Annotated in this window: 13 protein-coding genes; 8 read left to right on the top strand and 5 right to left on the bottom strand. The window is 71.8% G+C overall.

Annotated features, from left to right (window positions below; translation table 11 throughout):
• The first annotated feature begins 167 nt into the window (after positions 1 to 167).
• From hutI to holA, 7 genes are all read left to right on the top strand, one after another.
• On the top strand, positions 168 to 1,376 hold the full coding sequence (gene hutI, locus ACTMTI_RS07825; protein WP_441119148.1) for an imidazolonepropionase: 1,209 nt from the start codon (positions 168 to 170) through the stop codon (positions 1,374 to 1,376).
• Between the two features lie 73 nt (positions 1,377 to 1,449).
• Positions 1,450 to 2,265 carry a DegV family protein gene (locus ACTMTI_RS07820; protein WP_441119146.1) on the top strand — a complete coding sequence of 272 codons (816 nt, stop codon included), beginning with the start codon at positions 1,450 to 1,452 and terminating at the stop codon, positions 2,263 to 2,265.
• A gap of 99 nt (positions 2,266 to 2,364) precedes the next feature.
• Positions 2,365 to 2,895: a chloramphenicol phosphotransferase CPT gene (cpt, locus tag ACTMTI_RS07815; protein WP_441119525.1), complete on the top strand. Its 531-nt coding sequence runs from the start codon at positions 2,365 to 2,367 to the stop codon at positions 2,893 to 2,895.
• Between the two features lie 758 nt (positions 2,896 to 3,653).
• Positions 3,654 to 4,196, top strand: a complete 543-nt coding sequence (locus ACTMTI_RS07810; RefSeq protein ID WP_441119145.1) for a helix-hairpin-helix domain-containing protein — start codon at positions 3,654 to 3,656, stop codon at positions 4,194 to 4,196.
• A 44-nt stretch (positions 4,197 to 4,240) separates the two neighbouring features.
• On the top strand, positions 4,241 to 4,465 hold the full coding sequence (locus ACTMTI_RS07805; protein WP_441119143.1) for a hypothetical protein: 225 nt from the start codon (positions 4,241 to 4,243) through the stop codon (positions 4,463 to 4,465).
• A gap of 431 nt (positions 4,466 to 4,896) precedes the next feature.
• Entirely contained in the window at positions 4,897 to 6,885 is a 1,989-nt protein-coding gene (locus ACTMTI_RS07800) for a ComEC/Rec2 family competence protein (protein WP_441119142.1), read from the top strand.
• Positions 6,886 to 6,953: 68 nt separating this feature from the next.
• The gene (holA, locus tag ACTMTI_RS07795; protein WP_441119140.1) at positions 6,954 to 7,925 is read left to right on the top strand and encodes a DNA polymerase III subunit delta; all 972 of its coding nucleotides are present in this window, start codon (positions 6,954 to 6,956) and stop codon (positions 7,923 to 7,925) included.
• Positions 7,926 to 8,220: 295 nt separating this feature from the next.
• Here holA and ACTMTI_RS07790 read toward each other — a convergent pair whose 3' ends face one another.
• Positions 8,221 to 8,706, bottom strand: coding sequence for a MarR family winged helix-turn-helix transcriptional regulator (locus ACTMTI_RS07790; RefSeq protein WP_441119139.1), 486 nt, complete (start codon positions 8,704 to 8,706; stop codon positions 8,221 to 8,223).
• 68 nt (positions 8,707 to 8,774) lie between these two features.
• Between ACTMTI_RS07790 and ACTMTI_RS07785 the strand changes: the two genes are divergently transcribed.
• Complete coding sequence (locus tag ACTMTI_RS07785; RefSeq protein ID WP_441119137.1) at positions 8,775 to 10,061, top strand: MFS transporter; 1,287 nt, start codon at positions 8,775 to 8,777, stop codon at positions 10,059 to 10,061.
• Here the strand turns inward: ACTMTI_RS07785 and ACTMTI_RS07780 are convergent.
• From ACTMTI_RS07780 to ACTMTI_RS07765, 4 genes are read right to left on the bottom strand one after another with little or no spacing between them, the layout of a single operon-like run.
• Positions 10,024 to 10,716, bottom strand: coding sequence for an ABC transporter ATP-binding protein (locus ACTMTI_RS07780; RefSeq protein WP_441119135.1), 693 nt, complete (start codon positions 10,714 to 10,716; stop codon positions 10,024 to 10,026). The genes ACTMTI_RS07785 and ACTMTI_RS07780 overlap by 38 nt on opposite strands.
• The gene (locus ACTMTI_RS07775; RefSeq protein WP_441119134.1) at positions 10,709 to 11,629 is read right to left on the bottom strand and encodes an ABC transporter ATP-binding protein; all 921 of its coding nucleotides are present in this window, start codon (positions 11,627 to 11,629) and stop codon (positions 10,709 to 10,711) included. Before ACTMTI_RS07775 ends, ACTMTI_RS07780 begins: the two co-directional genes overlap by 8 nt.
• Complete coding sequence (locus ACTMTI_RS07770) at positions 11,629 to 14,169, bottom strand: FtsX-like permease family protein (RefSeq protein WP_441119133.1); 2,541 nt, start codon at positions 14,167 to 14,169, stop codon at positions 11,629 to 11,631. Before ACTMTI_RS07770 ends, ACTMTI_RS07775 begins: the two co-directional genes overlap by 1 nt.
• Positions 14,166 to 17,177 carry an FtsX-like permease family protein gene (locus ACTMTI_RS07765; RefSeq protein WP_441119132.1) on the bottom strand — a complete coding sequence of 1,004 codons (3,012 nt, stop codon included), beginning with the start codon at positions 17,175 to 17,177 and terminating at the stop codon, positions 14,166 to 14,168. The genes ACTMTI_RS07770 and ACTMTI_RS07765 overlap by 4 nt, the downstream gene beginning before the upstream one ends.
• Between the last annotated feature and the right edge of the window lie 125 nt (positions 17,178 to 17,302).

Genomic DNA, 17,302 nt, shown 5'->3' with positions numbered 1-17,302 from the left:
TGAAATCGCCGGATCATGACCCCGGCGATACGGTCGCCGCACAACATTATGCGGGATGAGATCAGGAGACCCCCCATGTCGTCCGGACCCGGAGCGTCGGTGGGCGCGGCACAGGCCGTGCGCTGGGCACTGCGCTCGCGCGGGGGCTCGCGCAAGGCGGTGATGCGGTGACCGTTCGACTCCTGACCAACATCGGGCGCCTCTGGACCGGCAACGAAGTCCTCAGCAACGCCGCCATCCTCGTGCACAACGACCGCATCGCATGGGTCGGGCGCGCGCCCGACCTGCCGCAGAGCGTGCCCGGAGTCGTCGACGACATCGTCGACGTCGACCACGTCGAAAACCTCGGCGGCGCGCTGGTCACCCCCGGCCTCATCGACGCCCACACGCACCCGGTCTACGCCGGCAACCGCTACGCCGAGCTCGCCATCCGCACCGGCGGCTCCAGCGCTGCCTCGATCACCGCGGCGGGCGGCGGCGTGGGTTCGACCGTCACCGTGACCCGCGGCACCGACCCGTGGACGTTGTGCAACGGCGTGCGCGAGCGACTGCGCGGCTGGCTGCTCAACGGCACCACCACGGTCGAGGCCAAGACCGGCTACCACCTCACGCGCGACGGCGAGCTCGCCGACGTGCGGCTCCTGCGGGAGCTGGAGAAGGAGCCGATGATGCCGCGCGTGCACGTCACGTTCCTCGCGGCGCACGTGGTGCCTCCCGAATACTTCGGCCGCCAGCGCGAATACGTCGAGGCCGTGGGCGCTTGGTGCGCCGACGCGGCCGCGGCCGGCGCCGACAGCGTGGACGTCTACTGCGACGAGGGCCACTTCACCACCGAAGAGTCCCGCTGGGTCCTGGCCTCGGGCCGCAACGTCGGCCTGCTGCCGCGCATCCACGCCGGCCTCTACAGCCGCCGCGGCGCCGTCCAGCTGGCCGCCGAGCTCGGCTGCGCCTCCGCGGACGGCCTGCACCACATGTCGGACGAGGACATCGCGATCATGTCCCGCTACGGCGTGCCCGCGATCGTCTGCCCGGCCACGGCGCTCCAGCGCGGCCACCTGCCGCCGGTGCGCCAGATGATCAAGCATGGTGTGCAGATCGCCCTCGGCAGCGACCACAACCCCGGCTTCTGCGGCATCACCTCGATGTCGCTGGTGATCGCCATGGCGGTGTCGGCGTTCGGGATGAGCGTCAACGACGCGCTGCGCGCGGCCACGCTCGGCGGTGCCACCGTCCTCGGCGCTCCCGACCGGGGCGTCCTGGCGCCCGGCCGGCTGGCCGACATCGTGCAGTGGGACGCCGACCACGAGGGCGCGTTCGCCTGGTCCTTCGGCCTCAAGCCGCGCCGCGTCTGGGTGGGTGGGACACCCGTTCAGTAGTTAATCTCGGGTTATGCCACCCTCGGTCGCCGTTGTCACGGATTCAACCGCTTACCTGCCTGCCGTTCCGGGTGTGACGGTCGTACCGTTGCAGGTGATCGTGGACGGGACCTCGTACGACGAGGGCTCTTATGGCGGCGGATCGAGCACCGGGGTTCCACACGGCGGCCGGGCGTCGGGCAACGAGGGCTTTTTAGCAGGTGACCTCGCCTCTGTCACGACCTCCCGCCCAGCCCCGGCCGGCTTCGCCTCCTGCTACTCCTCCTTGGCCGCAGCGGGCGCCACGGGGGTGGTCTCGATCCACCTGTCCGCCGAAATGTCGGGCACCATCGAATCCGCTCGCGCGGCGGCACGCGACGCCCCCGTACCTGTGGAAGTGATCGACAGTCGCTCGATCGCGATGGGTATCGGCTACCCGGTGCTGGCGGCCGCGCGTATCGCCGCGAGCGGAGCCTCTCTGGAGGCGGTGACCCTGGCCGCCCGGCGCTGCGCCGAGGCCACCCGGACGTTCTTCTACGTCGACACCCTGGAATACCTCCGCCGCGGCGGTCGCATCGGCGCCGCGGCCTCCCTGTTCGGCTCGGCCCTCATGATCAAGCCGTTGCTGCACATCGTGGACGGCCAGATCTCGCTGCTCGAAAAGGTCCGTACGTCGGCCCGCGCCATCGCGCGGCTGGAGGACCTGGCGGTGCGGGCGGCGGGGGAGCGGCCGGTGGAGGTGGCGGTGCAGCACCTGGCGGCCCGCGCCCGGGCCGAGGCGCTGGCGGAACGACTGCCGAAGCGGATAGCCGGGCTGGTGGAGTCGCGAGTGGTGGAGGTCGGCCCGGTGATCGGGGCCCACGTGGGACCGGGCATGCTCGGCCTTACCGTCACCCCTTGCGACCTCTAGTGCTGTGCCGACAAGGATCGCCGGGTTGCCGCGAGCAGTGTCGCGACCGGCGAAAATCGGTTTCGATCATCGCTGAGCTGCCTCTACCGTGGTGCGGTGATGACTCAGGTGATCGTTCTCAATGGTGGGTCCAGTTCGGGGAAGTCCGGGATCGCCCGGTGTCTGCAGGCGATCTTGCCGGAGCCTTGGCTGGCCGTGGGTGTTGACACCCTGATCGAGTTGATGCCCTCGTCGATGCAGACCTCGGACGCCGGAATCCAGTTCGCCGCCGACGGCGAAGTGATCGTAGGGCCGGAGTTCCGGAAGCTGGACACCGCGTGGATGGAGGGGGTCGCCGCGATGGCGCGTGCGGGCGCTCGAATCATCATCGATGACGTATTCCTCGGTGGAGCGGCGTCCCAGCAGCGGTGGCAGAAGCCTCTTGGCGGACTGAACGTGCTGTGGGTGGGCGTCAGGTGCGAGAGCGCGGTAGCCGCAGGTCGCGAGGTCGCACGAGGCGATCGGGTCACGGGGATGGCCGTGTTGCAGGCGGATGTGGTCCACCAGGGCGTGTTCTATGACCTGGAGGTGGACACGACGCATGCCGAGTCGATGGAGTGCGCGCGGACCATCGCCGCTCATGTCACTTGATTGACAGCGCAACTGCTGCTCTTCCGGCTGCGGCGGTGACGGTCAGCCCGCGTCGGTGAGTGGCGGCCGCCCCAGCGGATGCCGTCGGCGGCGCCGGGCTGCCCGCTCCCAGCGCCTCAAGTTGCCTCTCGGCCCCTCTGTCCACAGCCTTGGCATCTGTGCCCGTCCTGTCCCCAGAACGCCGCTCGGGGCCTTCAGGGCGGCCGCGAGGGGCCTATGTTCTCGGCGTGCGAACCCCTGATCCGACGGCGGAACGGACCATAGCCGAGTCCCGGCTACGGTCCATCATCGGCTCTGCCGGCCGCCCTCACCGCAACCTCCCGTGGCGAGCGGCCATCTCCAACCGATTCACGGCGATGAACGACCGCGGCGAGCTGGTCCTGAGGAACGACCGCGATGAGTCGGGCCTACGCGATGAGCTGGGCCTGAGAAACGACCGCGGTGAGGGCTTGAGGAACGGCAGGGGAGAGCCCGGCCCGAAGCACGGTAGGGGAGAGCCCGGTCGGCTGAACGATGGGGCTGAGCCCGACTCCACTCCCACGCCTCGGAAACGCCACGACGAGAGCCCGCCGGCGCCTGCGCAGGTTCCCCGCGTCAGCGAGCCTGCGCCGGGGCGGCCTCCGCGCGCTGGTGAGCCTGCGCCGATGCCGCGTCCCCGTAACGGCGGACCCGTTCCCATACCGCCTTCCTTCCCGGCATTTCGGTCAGCCCTGGCCTCCCAAGCCCCCGCTCTCGACCCCGGTAAGCCGGGACTTCGCGTGCTCCTGGCGGTGGGTGCCCTGGCGATAGCCGTCGCCGCCTTCTTCGTCTGGCGATCCCAGCCCACGCCGGAGCCATTGCCACCGCCCACCCCGATCTCGCCGCCGACTCCCTCCGCCACCGCCAAGGTGACCATCCACGTCGCAGGCAAGATCCGCAAACCAGGTGTCTACCTTCTCCCTGCAGGCGCCCGAGTCGCCGATGCGGTCAGTGCGGCCGGAGGGGTGGCACGCGGCGCCTCTACGGGCTCACTCAACCTCGCCAGACGCCTGATCGACGGCGAGCAGATCGTCGTGGGCGCCACTGCGGGTCCGGGAGCTCCCGGCCTTGCCGTCACGGACCCGGCCGCCGCCGTGCTCGACCTGAACGCCGCCACGACCGAGCAACTCGAACAACTCCCGGGTGTGGGGGAAGTCCTGGCCGCACGCATCACGGAGTTCCGCGACAGCCACGGCGGCTTCAGCAGCGTGGACCAGTTGCGAGAGGTGAGCGGCATCGGCCCGCGAAAGTTCGACGAGATCAAGACAAAGGTCCGAGTCTGACGTGGCGCACATACCAACCGCAGACCCGGATGCCGGTCCGGCGCATGCTGATCCGAACGGCGGTCAGCGTCCGCATGCTGATCCGAACGGCGGTCAGCGTCCGCATGCTGATCCGAACGGCGGTCAGCGTCCGCATGCTGATCCGAACGGCGGTCAGCGTCCGCATGCTGATCCGAACGGCGGTCAGCGTCCGCATGCTGATCCGAACGGTGGCCAGCGAGCGCAGTCGGAACCCCTTGGGGATCAACGCAAGCACGCTTGGCCTTTGACGCTGCCCGCCTTGGCCGCCTGGGCCAGCGCACTGACCCTCCTCGGCTGCCCTGCTTCCTGGGGCATGATCGTCGCCATTTCCGCGGTTCTGGGCGCCTCCGCTGTGGCCTGGTGCACGCGATCAACCAAAGGACCACGTGGACGGCGTACGCGCTTGCCGACCCGGGGGGCCGCATGGCGCAACGTGGCCATAGCCACGTTCATCTGCGCAGCAGCAGCTTCGGCGTCGGTCGCCTTCCGGGTCCAGGCGATCACCACGGGACCGGCGGCCGAACTGGCGGCGAAGGGCACTGCTATCACCGCCCAGATCGCCCTCACAGACGATCCCAAACGCAGGGCACCCCGAGGTGGACACTTCGCCCAAGACAGCTACGTGATCCCAGCCACTCTGAAGATCATCCAAACCGCTGGAAGCAGACAAGCGGTCAATGTGCCCATCACCGTCTTCGCCAGCGGATCGGACTGGAGCGGTCTCCTCCCCAGCCAGCACCTCCAGGTCACCGGCCGCCTGGCGAAACCAACCCCCGGCGACATGGTCGCGGCCGTTCTGCTGGTCCAGGGCAGGCCGCGGGTCCTGACACCCCCGTCCTGGCTCCAGACGGCCGCGGGCAGTCTCCGATCGGGCCTGCGAGCCGCCGCCGACACCCTTCCCCCTGACCAGCGAGGTCTCCTCCCGGGCCTGGTCGTGGGTGACGTCTCGCGCATGGATCCCCAGGTGGCATCCGACCTCAGGGCGGCCGGCATGAACCACCTGCATGCGGTGAGCGGGGCCAATTTGGCCATCGTCGCAGGCGCGGCTCTCGCGATCTCTCGCCTGGTCGGCCTCTCCCTGCCGGCGAGGGCGGGTTTCGCCGCCCTCGCGATGCTCGCGTTCGCTGTGGTCGCCCGCCCGTCTCCGAGCGTCCTGAGAGCCCTCCTCATGGGCCTGGTAGCCGCCATCGCCCTCGGCACGGGACGCGCCCGAGACGGCCTGGCGGCGCTGTCGGCGACGGTCCTGCTGCTGATGCTGTTCGCGCCCGAGTTGGCTCGTTCCTACGGTTTCGCCCTCTCGGCCGCGGCCACCGCAGGCATCCTCATCCTCGCCCCACGCTGGCGCGACAAGCTGTCTCCCCCGGAGAGCGATCCCGAGCCTCCGGCGAACGCCAAGGGACGGGATATGACGCCACGGCCGGGCGGCTCTGGAGGGCCGTGCCGGTTCCCGCGCTGGATCGCCGAGGCGGTGGCTGTGCCGGCGGCGGCCCAGGTGGCCGTGACGCCCGTGCTGGTGCTGATGTCAGGACAGCTGACGCCCGTGGCAGTGCTCGCCAACCTGCTCGTGGCACCGGCGGTGGCCCCAGCGACCTTGCTCGGATTCGGCGCCGCCCTGGTGGCTCCCCTGTGGCCCGACGCCGCCAGCCTTCTCGTCGTCCCGGCCGGCTACGCGGTCGGCTGGATCATCATGGTCGCCCGCTGGGCCGCGGAGCTGCCGTTCGCCACGCTGCCGTGGCCCAGTGGCCTCCTGGGGCTCGGTCTGCTCGGGCTCGCGGTGGCCGTCGCGATCCCGGTCCTGAGACGCCGCGCCTGGCGGACCGTCGCGTTGACGGCAGCGGGCGCCGCCCTGGTGGCGGTGCTGGTGGTGCGTCCCATCGCCGGACCCTGGCCGCCCAAAGGCTGGCTGATGGTGATGTGCGACGTCGGGCAGGGGGACGGGCTCGTCATCGCGGCAGGGCAAGGGCGCGGCGTCGTCGTCGACGCGGGACCCGATCCGATCGTCATGGACCGGTGCCTGCGCAGGCTCGGCGTCGAGGACGTACCGCTGCTCGTTCTCACCCACCCGCATGCCGACCACGTCGACGGCCTCGCAGGGGTGCTCAGGGATCGGCGTGTCGGCGCGGTGGTCGTCAGCCCGCAGCGGGCCGGCGCGCGAGCCGCCGCGGGTGTCTCCGCGACCCTGGCGCGGCGTCGGGTGCCCGAATGGACGGCGGCGCCGGGGAGTCGCTGGCGGTTCGGGCCCTCAGAGCTCACCGTGCTCGCTCCCGACCCCGAGAGCGGGGAGACGGCCGGGCAGGGCGAGGGCAGCGTGATCAACAATTCCAGCGTGGTCCTCCACGTGCGCTGGCGGCTCGGCTCGATCCTGCTCGGCGGCGATCTGGAGACCGAGGCTCAGGACGCTTTGTCGCACCAGGCCGGTGTACGCGCTGACGTGCTCAAAGTCCCGCACCACGGCTCGAACAGGCAGTCGCCGGCGTTCCTGTCGTCTCTGGGCGCACGTGCCGCGTTGATCAGTGTGGGCGCCGGCAACGACTACGGCCATCCGGCTCCGTCCACGCTCGCCCTCCTGCGGCGGATCGGCGCCACGACCTATCGCACCGACCAGTCGGGTGATCTTGCCGTTGTGGAGCGCGATGGGGGATTGGCGGTGGTACCGCGCGGGCCGTAGCCGTGGATCGATGGGTGCCGTTGCCGTCGAGTACCAGGTTGTCGGTGGCCCATGGCATGCTGCCAGACATGGCGGGAACCGATCCAGCACCTGTGACCTTGGTCTTCGGCGATGAGGAGTTGCTGGCCGAGCGGGCGGTGAGCGGGATCATCGCGGCGGCGCGGGCCACGGATCCGAGTGCCGAGGTGCACGACCTCGTGGGCGGCAAGGTGACGACCGGCGAGCTGACGCAGCTGACGTCGCCGTCCCTCTTCAACGATCGGTCCGTGGTGGTGATCCGGTCGGCGCAGGACCTGGCGAAAGATGTGATCGCCGAGGTCGTGGCCTATGCCAAGCAGCCGTTGGACGACACCGTGCTCGTGCTGGCGCACCCGGGCGGGGTGAAGGGCAAGGCGCTGGTCGACGGGGTGAAGAAGGCCGGAGCCAAGGTGCTCACGATCAACAAGGTCACCAAGGCGGGAGAGCGGCTGGAGTTCATCAAGGGGGAGTTCAGGCGGGCCGGGCGCGGCATCTCCAGCGACGCCGCCCAGGCACTGCTCGACGCGGTCGGCAACGATCTGCGGGAGCTGGCGGCGGCGTGCAGCCAACTGGCGTTCGACACCGAGGACAAGACGATCAGCGCGGCGGCCGTGGCTCGCTACCACAAGGGGCGAGCCGAGGTCACCGGGTTCAACGTCGCCGACTCGGCGATCGAAGGGCGGCTGGCCGAGGCCTTGGAGCAGCTGCGGTGGGCGCTCGGCACCGGGGTCGCTCCCGTGCTGCTGGTGAGCGCGCTGGCGGGCGGATTGCGGTCGCTGGCCAAGGTCGGCAGCGCGCCGCGCAACCTGCGAGGCGGGCAACTGGCGAGCCATCTCGGCATGCCGCCGTGGAAGGTCGACCGGGTGAAACGGCAGCTGAACGGGTGGGGACCGGAAGGGCTGTCGCGGGCGATCCAGGCCGTGGCCGGCGCGGACGAGCAGGTCAAGGGCGGGGGAGCGGACCCGGCATACGCACTGGAGCACACGGTGCAGGTCATCGTGGCCAGCCGGACCGGGCGGTAGGCGGCTCGATCGCGGGGATGCGCTCTGGCTGGAGGGGGCTCTGTCGGGGGATGCGCCCCGGCCGGAGGCGGGCTCCGTCCTGGGTCTCGCCCCGGTCTTCGCGGCCAGCCGATGCTCAGCGGCATCGCCGTCTTTTCTCAGGTCAGCCGGAGGCCTTGAGGCAAAGTCGCGTCGATCCAGCATCGCGGTGCGCACCCACCCCCCTCATGCGGGGCGGGGAACCGAAGGGTGTCCCCGGGCGTAGCCGGCCGTACCTCAGGTGATCGGCGGCCGTACCGCTTGACCGGGGAGCGGGTCAGCGGTGTGATTCCACCTGCAGCAGGAGACGCTTCAGGATGTCGTCCAGGAACTTTTGGTCCTCGGGGCCGAGGGCGCTCACCATGGATTTCTCCAGCACCGCCAGGATGTCCATCGCGTCCATCCACAGATCGCGTCCTTTCGGCGTGAGCTCGATGTCCACCCGCCGCCGGTCCTCCGTGCTGCGCACCCGCCGCACCAGTCCCGACTTCTCCAGCGTGTCCAGCCGCCCGGTCATCCCGGCAGGCGAGAGCAGCAGCTCGGCCGCCAACTCCGACGGCGTCGCCATCCCGTCGTGCGCCGCCAGCCGGTGCAGGGTCTGGAACTCGAAGTCCTGCATTCCCACCTGCGCCAGCGCCGCCTCCTTCGCCTGCGTCAGGTGCTTCACCAGGGACTGCATGCGCGTGACGATCCCCTCCACCCGCTCGTCGAAGGGCGCCTTGCCGCGCCAGCGGGCCAGATGGCGATCGACCGAGTCCTCCATTTCACGGATCATACGCTAGCAAGTATTTTGTTGACGAAACATACGCTGGCGAAATACTGTCGCGCTCCATGAAGAACCGGTTGCTGATCGGCCGTTGCCTGTCCGCGCTTGCCACTGCCCTGATTCCCACGACCCTGACCTTGGCCGTACTCCGCGCAACGGGGTCGGGTGAGGCGCTCGGCATCGTGCTGGCCGCCGAGATGGTCCCGCTTCTGTTGCTCTTGCCCGTTGGGGGTGTGCTGGCCGACCGGCTCAGGCCCGAGCGGGTCGCGTTGTCCGCCGATCTGATCCGGTGCCTGTCGCAGGCCGCGATGGCCGCCGAACTGCTGCTCGGGCTGCACCGGGTCCTCGATCTGGCGGTGCTGTCGGCCGTTGCGGGGGTGGCCATCGCGTTCGGCAGCCCCGCCGTGCCCAGGTTGGTGGTGGCCGTGGTGCCGGGTGAGGAGCGGCTGCGAATGAACGCGCGCATCGGCGTTGCGACGAGTCTGTCCGCGGTGATCGCCCCGGCGCTCGCCGGCACGGTCACGCTGGCCGCCGACCCGGGGTGGGCGGCGGCGCTCACGGCCGCGTTGTTCGCCTGCTCGGCACTGACCCTCGGAGGGATCCGCACGTCAAAGCGGCCGAGCATCGCGCTCGCCACCGCGCCCACCGCGCCCACCGCGCACGAGCGGCCGGACACAGAGTGTGGCGTGTGCGAAGGGCAGCACACCGAATGCGGCGAGCACGAGCGGCCGCACCCCCAACGCAGCGGGTCCTTTCGCAGGGAGCTGGGTGAAGGGTGGCGTGAGGTGAGGACGCGGCCGTGGTTCCTGGCCTGCGTGCTCGGCCATGGCGTCTGGCACTTCATGGCCGGGCTGTTCCTCACGCTGGGGCCGCTGACGGCCGTCAACGAGCTGGGCGGCGAGGCGACCTGGGTGATCATCGTGCAGAGCGGGACAGTGGGCCTGCTCGCGGGCGTGTTCGCCGCCCCCAGGCTGCCGATCCGCAGGCCGCTGGCCGTGATGCAGGCCGGCGCCGCGTGCTATTTGCTGCCCATGATGGCGCTGGCCATCCCGGCGCCTGCCGCGGTGGTGGCGGGGGCGTACTTCGTGGCGATGTTCGGGCTGGGGCTGCTCAGCCCCCTGTGGGAGACGATCGTGGCCGAGGAGATCCCCGAGGGCGCGCTGGGCCGGGTGCGGTCGTTCGATCAGCTCATCTCGTTCGCCTCGCGGCCGTTCGGCCTGGCGGTGGCGGCGCCGCTGGCGGGCGTGACCGGGGTGACGGCGCTGATGGTGACCGGCGGCGTGCTGGTCGCGGCCGCCAACCTGGCCGGCGTCCTCACGTCAGGGCCGCCTCGCGCACCACGCCGTCGCTGATCTCCAGCACTCGGTCCGCCAGCGTGATCAGGCTCGGGTCGTGGGTGGCGACCAGGGCCGTGACCCCCTCACTCCGTACGAGGGCCCGCAGCAGCTCCATGATCTGCCGTCCGGTCTGCGAGTCCAGTTGCCCGGTCGGCTCGTCGGCGACGAGCAGCCGCGGCCGGTTCGCCAGCGACCTGGCGATCGCCACCCGCTGCCGCTGCCCGCCGGACAGCTCGTACGGCCGCTGGTTGGCATGCTGCTCCAGCCCCACCAGGGCCAGCAGCATGCGGATCCGCGCCTCGCGTTCCTCCACCGGCGTCCGCACCAGCCGCATCGGCACCCCCACGTTCTCGGCCGCCGACAGCACGGGGATCAGCCCGAACGACTGGAACACGAACCCGACCACGTCCCTGCGCAGCTCCAGCAGAGCCTCCTCGGACATCGCCGTGACCTCGTGCCCGGACACGACCACCCGCCCCGCGTCCGGCCGGTCCAGGCCGCCGATCTGGTTGAGCAGCGTGGTCTTGCCCGACCCGGACCGTCCCCTGACGGCGACCAGTTCTCCCGGGAACACCGAGAACGACACCTCGCGCAGCGCGACGACCTCCTTGGGCCCGGTCCGGTAAACCTTGCGCAGGCCTTCCACCACGAGCAGGGGCGAATCAGTCATTCGACGGCTCCTCGCGGGCGGGCCACACGCCGATGTGGTCGGATTCGAGCTCCAGGCGCACCCGGCGCTCCAGATGGAGGGCGTTCATGAAGTCGCGGGGGAGCTGCAGCCGCCCCACCCGGTCGAGCACGGCGTACTCCTCGGCGATGAGCTGCCCCTCGGAGTCTTCGCGCCGCAGCGTCTCGCTGCTGGTACGCCCGTCGCGAATGCCCACCGTCCGGTCCACCTGCTCCGACACCATCGGATCGTGCGTCACGATGACCACGGTCACCCCCAGCTCCCTGTTGGCCTTGCGCAGAGCGTCGAACACCAGCTCCGACGTCTCACTGTCCAGCTCGCCCGTCGGTTCGTCGGCCAGGATCAGCTGCGGGGAGTTGGCCAGCGCGACGCCGATGGCGACGCGCTGCTGCTCACCGCCCGACATTTCGGCGATCTTGAGCTGGGCGCAGGCGCCGACCCCCAGCAGCTCCAGCAGCTCGTCCGCCCGCCCCTTCCGCGCGGTGCCCGCCAGCTTCATGGGCAACTCGACGTTCTCGCGGGCGGTCAGGTAGGGAAGCAGGTTCCGCGCCGTCTGCTGCCAGATGAACCCGACCACCGACCGCCGATACCGCAGCCGGTCCTTGGGGCTCATCGACAGCAGGTCCATGCCCGCCACCCTGGCCACCCCCGCCGTGGGCACGTCCAGCCCGGACAGCACGTTGAGCAGCGTCGACTTGCCCGACCCGGACGCGCCGACGATGGCCACCAGCTCGCCCTTGTCGATCACCAGGTCCAGCCCCTGCAACGCGACGACCTCGACGCCCTCGGTCTTGTAGATGCGTACGAGGTTGTCGCACACGATGTGCGCGTCACCGCCGAACGCGGCCTTCTTCCGCGCGGCCTTGGCTTCCAGCTCGGACAGGGTCGGGTTCATCACAGATCTCCCACTCGCAGGGCCGCGCCGAGGTTGCGGCGGCGGCCGATGGCGGTGTGCGCGTACGCGCCGAGCACGGCGGCGACGGTGAGCCCGCCCGCCAGCGCGCTCGGCGTGAGCAGGTCGAGCGAGTAGTCGCCGACGGGCAGGTCCCCGGCGTACGACGACAGGTCCACGCCGGGCCCGAGCGCGGCCGGCAGGCCGAGCCCCAGCCCGAGCCCGGCCAGCGCGGTGACCAGGATCATGGGCAGGACCTCCAGCACGGTCAGCCGCTGCGCCTGCCGGTCGGAGAGCCCCAGCGTGCGCAGGAACGCGATCGCGTCGGCCCGCCCCGCCGCCCCGATGACCAGCGAAAGGATCACGGCGACCAGCGCGTACAGCCCCAGCGCGACCGTCACCACGACCAGCGTCGAGCGGACCGCGCTGGTGAGCGGATCGTCCTGGATGGTGGCCAACGCCCCCTCCTGCGACTCCGTGGTGGCCGACGGCACCAGGCGCGCCAGCTCGGCGAGCGAGGCATCGCCCTTGATCAGCAACGTGTTCACCGCGGGCCGGATCAGCACGGTCAGAGGTATGACCATGAACTTGCCCCTCGTGTAGAACCCGGGCACCGAGTCGATCACGCCCTGCGTGGTCAGTGTCACCCGCGATTGCCACCCGATCTCGAACGTTCCCCGTCCCCGCAGCTCCGGCGAGACCAGCGCGGACGCGCCGCCGGACAGCGCGGGCAGGCCGACCGGCGCGCCGTCCATGATCTGCCGCCACTGCGCCACGTCCACCGCGATGGCCTCGGCGCGTTCGGTGGTGTGCCCGACCTGCACCCGGCCGGTCTGCGCGAGCACCACCTGCTCCACTCCGGGCGCCGCGCGCACCCGCTCGATCGCGTCGGCCGGGATCTCGATCGGCGAGGTCAGCTTGATCGGCGCGCCCACCCGCTGCCAGGACGCCACCCGCTGGGTGCTCGTGATCCCGTCGGAGATCACTGCCGCGAACACCGACACGGCCAGGGCGGGCAGCAGGATCAGCACCGGCAGCGCGCTGGCGGAGCTCGCCCTGGCCGCCCTGGTCAGCCCCAGGAACGGCACCGCCGCCCGCCCCCGCGCGGCCAGCCGTACCAGCAGCCGCAGCGGGTAGGGGTAGCAGCGCAAGACGATCAGCGCCGCGGCCAGCGTCAGCGCGACCGGCACCAGCAGCAGGAACGGATCCTGCCCTGCCCCGCGGGCCCGCAGCAGGTACGCCCCCGCCAGCGCGAGCACGACGACCAGCACCTCCAGCGTGACCCGGCGGGCCGAGGACCGGGTGGTGGCCACGTCGTCGCGGCGCTCGTGCAGCGGAGTGCGGTGCGTGCCCGCCAGCCGCGCCGCCGCGAACCCCACCGCCGTGACCACCACGAGCGCCGGCCCGAGGTGCACGACCGGGAGCACGGGCCCCGGCACGAGGTACGACAGCGCGTACCCGGCCAGGGCGGCGGGCGCCACCGCCAGCCCGGTCAGCGCCGCTCCGGCGCCCGCCACCTGGAGCAGCGACCCGCCGCGCGCCCGCGCCAGCGCCAGCGCATGATCCATCCGGTCGGCCAGCAGCCGCACGCCGAGCGCGATCACGCCGAGCGCGACCGCCAGCAGCCCGCCGAGCACCAGGTACATCACCGTCTGCGCGGTGGCGAGCGCGGCGCGGAAGTCGTCGAGCAGCTTGGGCAGCCCGGTGTCCAGAACGCCGCCCTGCAACTGCACCAGCCGTCCGAAGTCGGCGACGGCCGCGTCGGCGTCGGAGACGGCCAGAGCGCTCGCGAACCGGGCGTCGACCGGCAGGACCCAGCGGGAGGACATGTTGCGTCCCTCGCCGGTGAGCGCGGCCAGCCCTTCGTCGGACATCAGCGTCGTGGTGTGGAACTCGAAGTCCAGCTCGCCGGGCGGCTGCAGCCGGGTGACGTGCAGGACGTCGGCGTGGTGGCTCCAGTAGCGGTCGCGGGGGTCCTTGGCCGTGAAGGCGCCGACGATCTTCACGGCGACGTAGTCGCTCTCGCCGAGCGTCGTGACCTGGCCGACTCTGAGGTTCATCGCGCTCAGGGCCTCTTCCGTGACGCCGACCTCGAACAGCGGGATCGTCTCGCCCTCGTGGCGCGCCGTGGACGGTTTGCCGGGCGCCCGTCCCCGCACCCACTCCACGTACCGGCCGGCGTCGGACAGCCAGCCGAGGTTGATGTACGTCTTGCCGCCGGTCCCCGTGACCGGCGTGAGAGTGGTCTTGACGCTCATGTGGCCGGTGGCTGCGAGCAGCGGGCGCAGCGCCGGCGGCACGATCCGGCGCCAGCGGCGGTCGAAGTCGTCGAACTCGCCGCGTGTGCGCAGGTGCCGCTGCGCGGCCACGGTGAGATCGGCCTGCACGGCGGGGGCGGCGCCCAGCGACCGGCGCAGCGCCTCGTCGAACGACGCCTGCGTCGCCCTGGGCAGCCCCGCGACGAGCAGGCAGGCGACCGCGGTCAACGCGAAGAGCACGACCAGCGTGCCCGCGTGCACCCGGGCCGGCAGCCAGATCCTCACCGATCCTCCAAGATCTGCCCGCGCCGCAGGTGGCGGGCCAGCCCCGCCACGATCGCGAACAGCGCCGCGGCCACCAGCACCAGCATCGCGGCGGTGGCCGCCCACGGGATGTCGAGGACCACGCCCGGCGTGACGGCCGACGCCTGGCCGGTCAGCACGATGTGCGGCACCACCAGCACCCCGACGGCCACGGCGAGCCCGGTGCCGGCCGCCAGCGACAGCCCGATGACGAACGCCTGCTCGATCGCGAGCAGCCCGAACACCTGCCTGGAGCTCGCCCCGAGCGCCCGCAGGATCGCGAACTCGGCCCGCCGCTCCCGCGCCGCGACCGCCGCGTTCACCAGGAACCCGAGCGCCGCGAACACCAGCGCCGCACCGAACCCCAGCATCAGCGCCCCCTGCAGGCCGCTGGCCAGCGGGTCGTCCTGCAGCGTGGCCGCCAGCTCGCGCTGGTCGATCACGGTGACGTCCGGCTGCCCCTTGAGCGCCGCCCGCGCCGCCGCGGTGTCGGCGGCGGCGAGCCACCACTCCGTGGCGGGCCTGGGCGGCTGCGCCGCGGCCAGCTCGTACGCCTGCAGCGCCGCCCAATCGACCAGCACGGCCGGCTGCCCGGCGGCGGCCGTCGGCATGCTGTGCACCACGGCCACGACCTTGACCTGGAGCACCCGGCGGTCGATGCTGGCCGGTCCGACCTGCCCCACGCCCATCTTGAGCGCCGCGGCCAGGTCGGCGGTCAGCACCACGGGCAGCGGCCCGAGCTCGGCCGCTGCCTTCATCGACAGCGCCGGCGCCGCCACCTCGCGGCCGTCGGCGCTCAGGCCGATCAGCCGCACGTTCGCCGTTTCCTGCGGCGCGCCCGAGACGAGCCCGCGCAGCGACAGCGGGTACGTGATCTTCCCGCTCCGCCCGGCCAGGGCCCGCAGATCCACGTCGATCCGGTTGCCGCCCGCCCGCAGCACGCCGAGCGGCAGGTCGCGCCAGACGCCCAGTGCGTCGGACAGCACCAGCCGCACCGGCACCGCCGCGTCCGCCTCGGCCCGCACGGTGAGCGTGACCGGCCGCCCGGGCAGCTCCAGCTCGCCGGCCCGGCCTCCCGCCAGCGCCCGGGACATCTCCGCGACGGGCTGCGCCGACAGATCGGGACGCAGCAGGAACAGCTTCTCGAGCTTGCTCGCCTCCAGGCTCAGCAGCATCGCGTTCTCCCCGCTCACCTCGGCCTGCCCGCGGAAGGCGGGGGAGGCCGCCGTGACGCCGGGCAGCGCCGCGAACGCCGTGCCGCGCCCGAACGCCCCCAGCTCCGGCCCGTCCGGCGCCCCCGACAGGCGCAGGTCGGCCCCGGCCTGGTGGCGGGCCTGGTCAAGCTGAGAGGCCCGCCAGGTGGCGGCGGTGGCCATGGAGACGACGCCGATCGCGATCGCCATGGTCAGCAGCAGCGCCGGACCGGCGTACTTGAGCGGCCGCCTGCTCACCTGCCACGCCCCCAGCGCGGGGGCCAGCGTGGGCCGCCTGGAGGTCAGCCGCTCGGCCAGCTTCGAGACCCGCGGTACCAGCCGCAGCCCCAGCATGCCGCCCGTGAGCAGGGCCAGCGCGGGCCCGGAGATGATGAGCGGGTCGATGCCCAGCCCGCCCCCCGCCGTCGCGGTGACCGGCGCGCCGTAGCGCTGGAGCTGCCAGATCGCCAGCCCGGCCACCACCAGCAACGCCAGGTCGGCGCCCGCCCGCTCGATCAGCCCGCGCCCGCCGCTCCGGCCGCGTGCCGACTGCTCCTCCACATAGGTACGCCGGGCACCCGCCAGTGCGGGAAGCACCAGCAGCCCGGCCGCGGCCAGGGCCACGCCGAACGACACGAGGAACGTGCCAATATCGGCCGACGGCGCCAGGCGCACCCCTGAGGCCCTGATCCACGGAAGCGCGTTGACCAGCGCGAGCAGCGGCGGGCCGAGGAACGGCGCGGCGACCGCGCAGGGGAGCGCCACCAGCAGCGCCTCGCTCCCCGCCAGGACGGCCAGGCGCGCGGTGCCCGCGCCGCGCGAGCGCAGCAGCGCCACCTCCATGCGCCGGTGGTCGGCCAGCAGCCGCGCGGTCAGCATCAGCGCGTACGCGGCCAGCAACAGCAGCTGCAGCACCGGGATCAGCATGGTGGAGCGGGCCACCAGCGACGCCGTGTCGAGCTGGGTGAGGATCTCGGGCAGCCGGCTCGCGGTCACGCAGTTCGGGCAGCCGCCGGCCTTGAGCCGCTCGCCCACCTGGCCGATCGCCGCCGCCATCGGGCGGAGCTGGGCGGGTGTCAGGGCGGACAGCTCCGGCACCGCGGTCCAGGTGGCGTTGACGCTGGTCGCGAAGCGCGCGATGAACGTCTCGCGGGCCACCATCAGCGGCCCGTAGGTGGTGAACTCGCCGCGCTCGACACCCCGGCCGAGCAGCTGCTCGCCGGTCCAGCGCGGGCCGGACGGGTCGTCGAGCTGGAAGACGCCGACGACGCGGACCGGGACCGGGCGCGGGTCCAGCCGCCCCTTCGTGGTGAACTCCCGGCCGACCTCGAACCCCGTGGCCGTGGCCGCCGAAAGCGAGATCGCGACCTCGACCGGGCCGTCGCCGGGACGCGGCCAGGCGCCGGAGACGAGCTCGGCGTGCCGGTCGAGCCCGTCGTAGCTGCCGAACCTGAGCAACTCGGGCCGTTCCTTGCCGTCCTGGCCCGGCATGACGTAGGAGTCGGAGCGGAAGCTGGTGGTGACGGCCGGGGGCTTGGTGTACGCCTTGGTGAGCTCGGCGCGTACCGCCTGGTCGTACTTGGGGAAGGTCGCGGCGGTGACGGGGGCGCTGACGGTGGCGGCCGTCTGGTCGTACGGGGCCGTCTCCATCGTCCTGCGGACACCGGCGTCGGCGATGGAGGAGGCGTACATGGTCAGCGCGACCAGCGTGGTCGTGGCCAGAAGGATGGAGCCGAACGCGGCCAGCAGGAGCAACGGCTCACTGAACGCCCTTTTGACGACCAGCGGCCCCCGCATGCCTCCCCCTTCGCCCGTTTAGAGCACTGTCTGGCAGGAGGCGGATCGAGAACAAGACGATCTCTGGAACGGTGACGCAGCCGATACGGCCGTGTGATATCGAAACTGTGACAAAAACTGGCACA

This window comes from Nonomuraea sp. H19 (assembly GCF_052068215.1).
Taxonomy (GTDB): Bacteria; Actinomycetota; Actinomycetes; order Streptosporangiales; family Streptosporangiaceae; genus Nonomuraea.
This window is presented reverse-complemented; position numbering and strand designations above follow the sequence as displayed.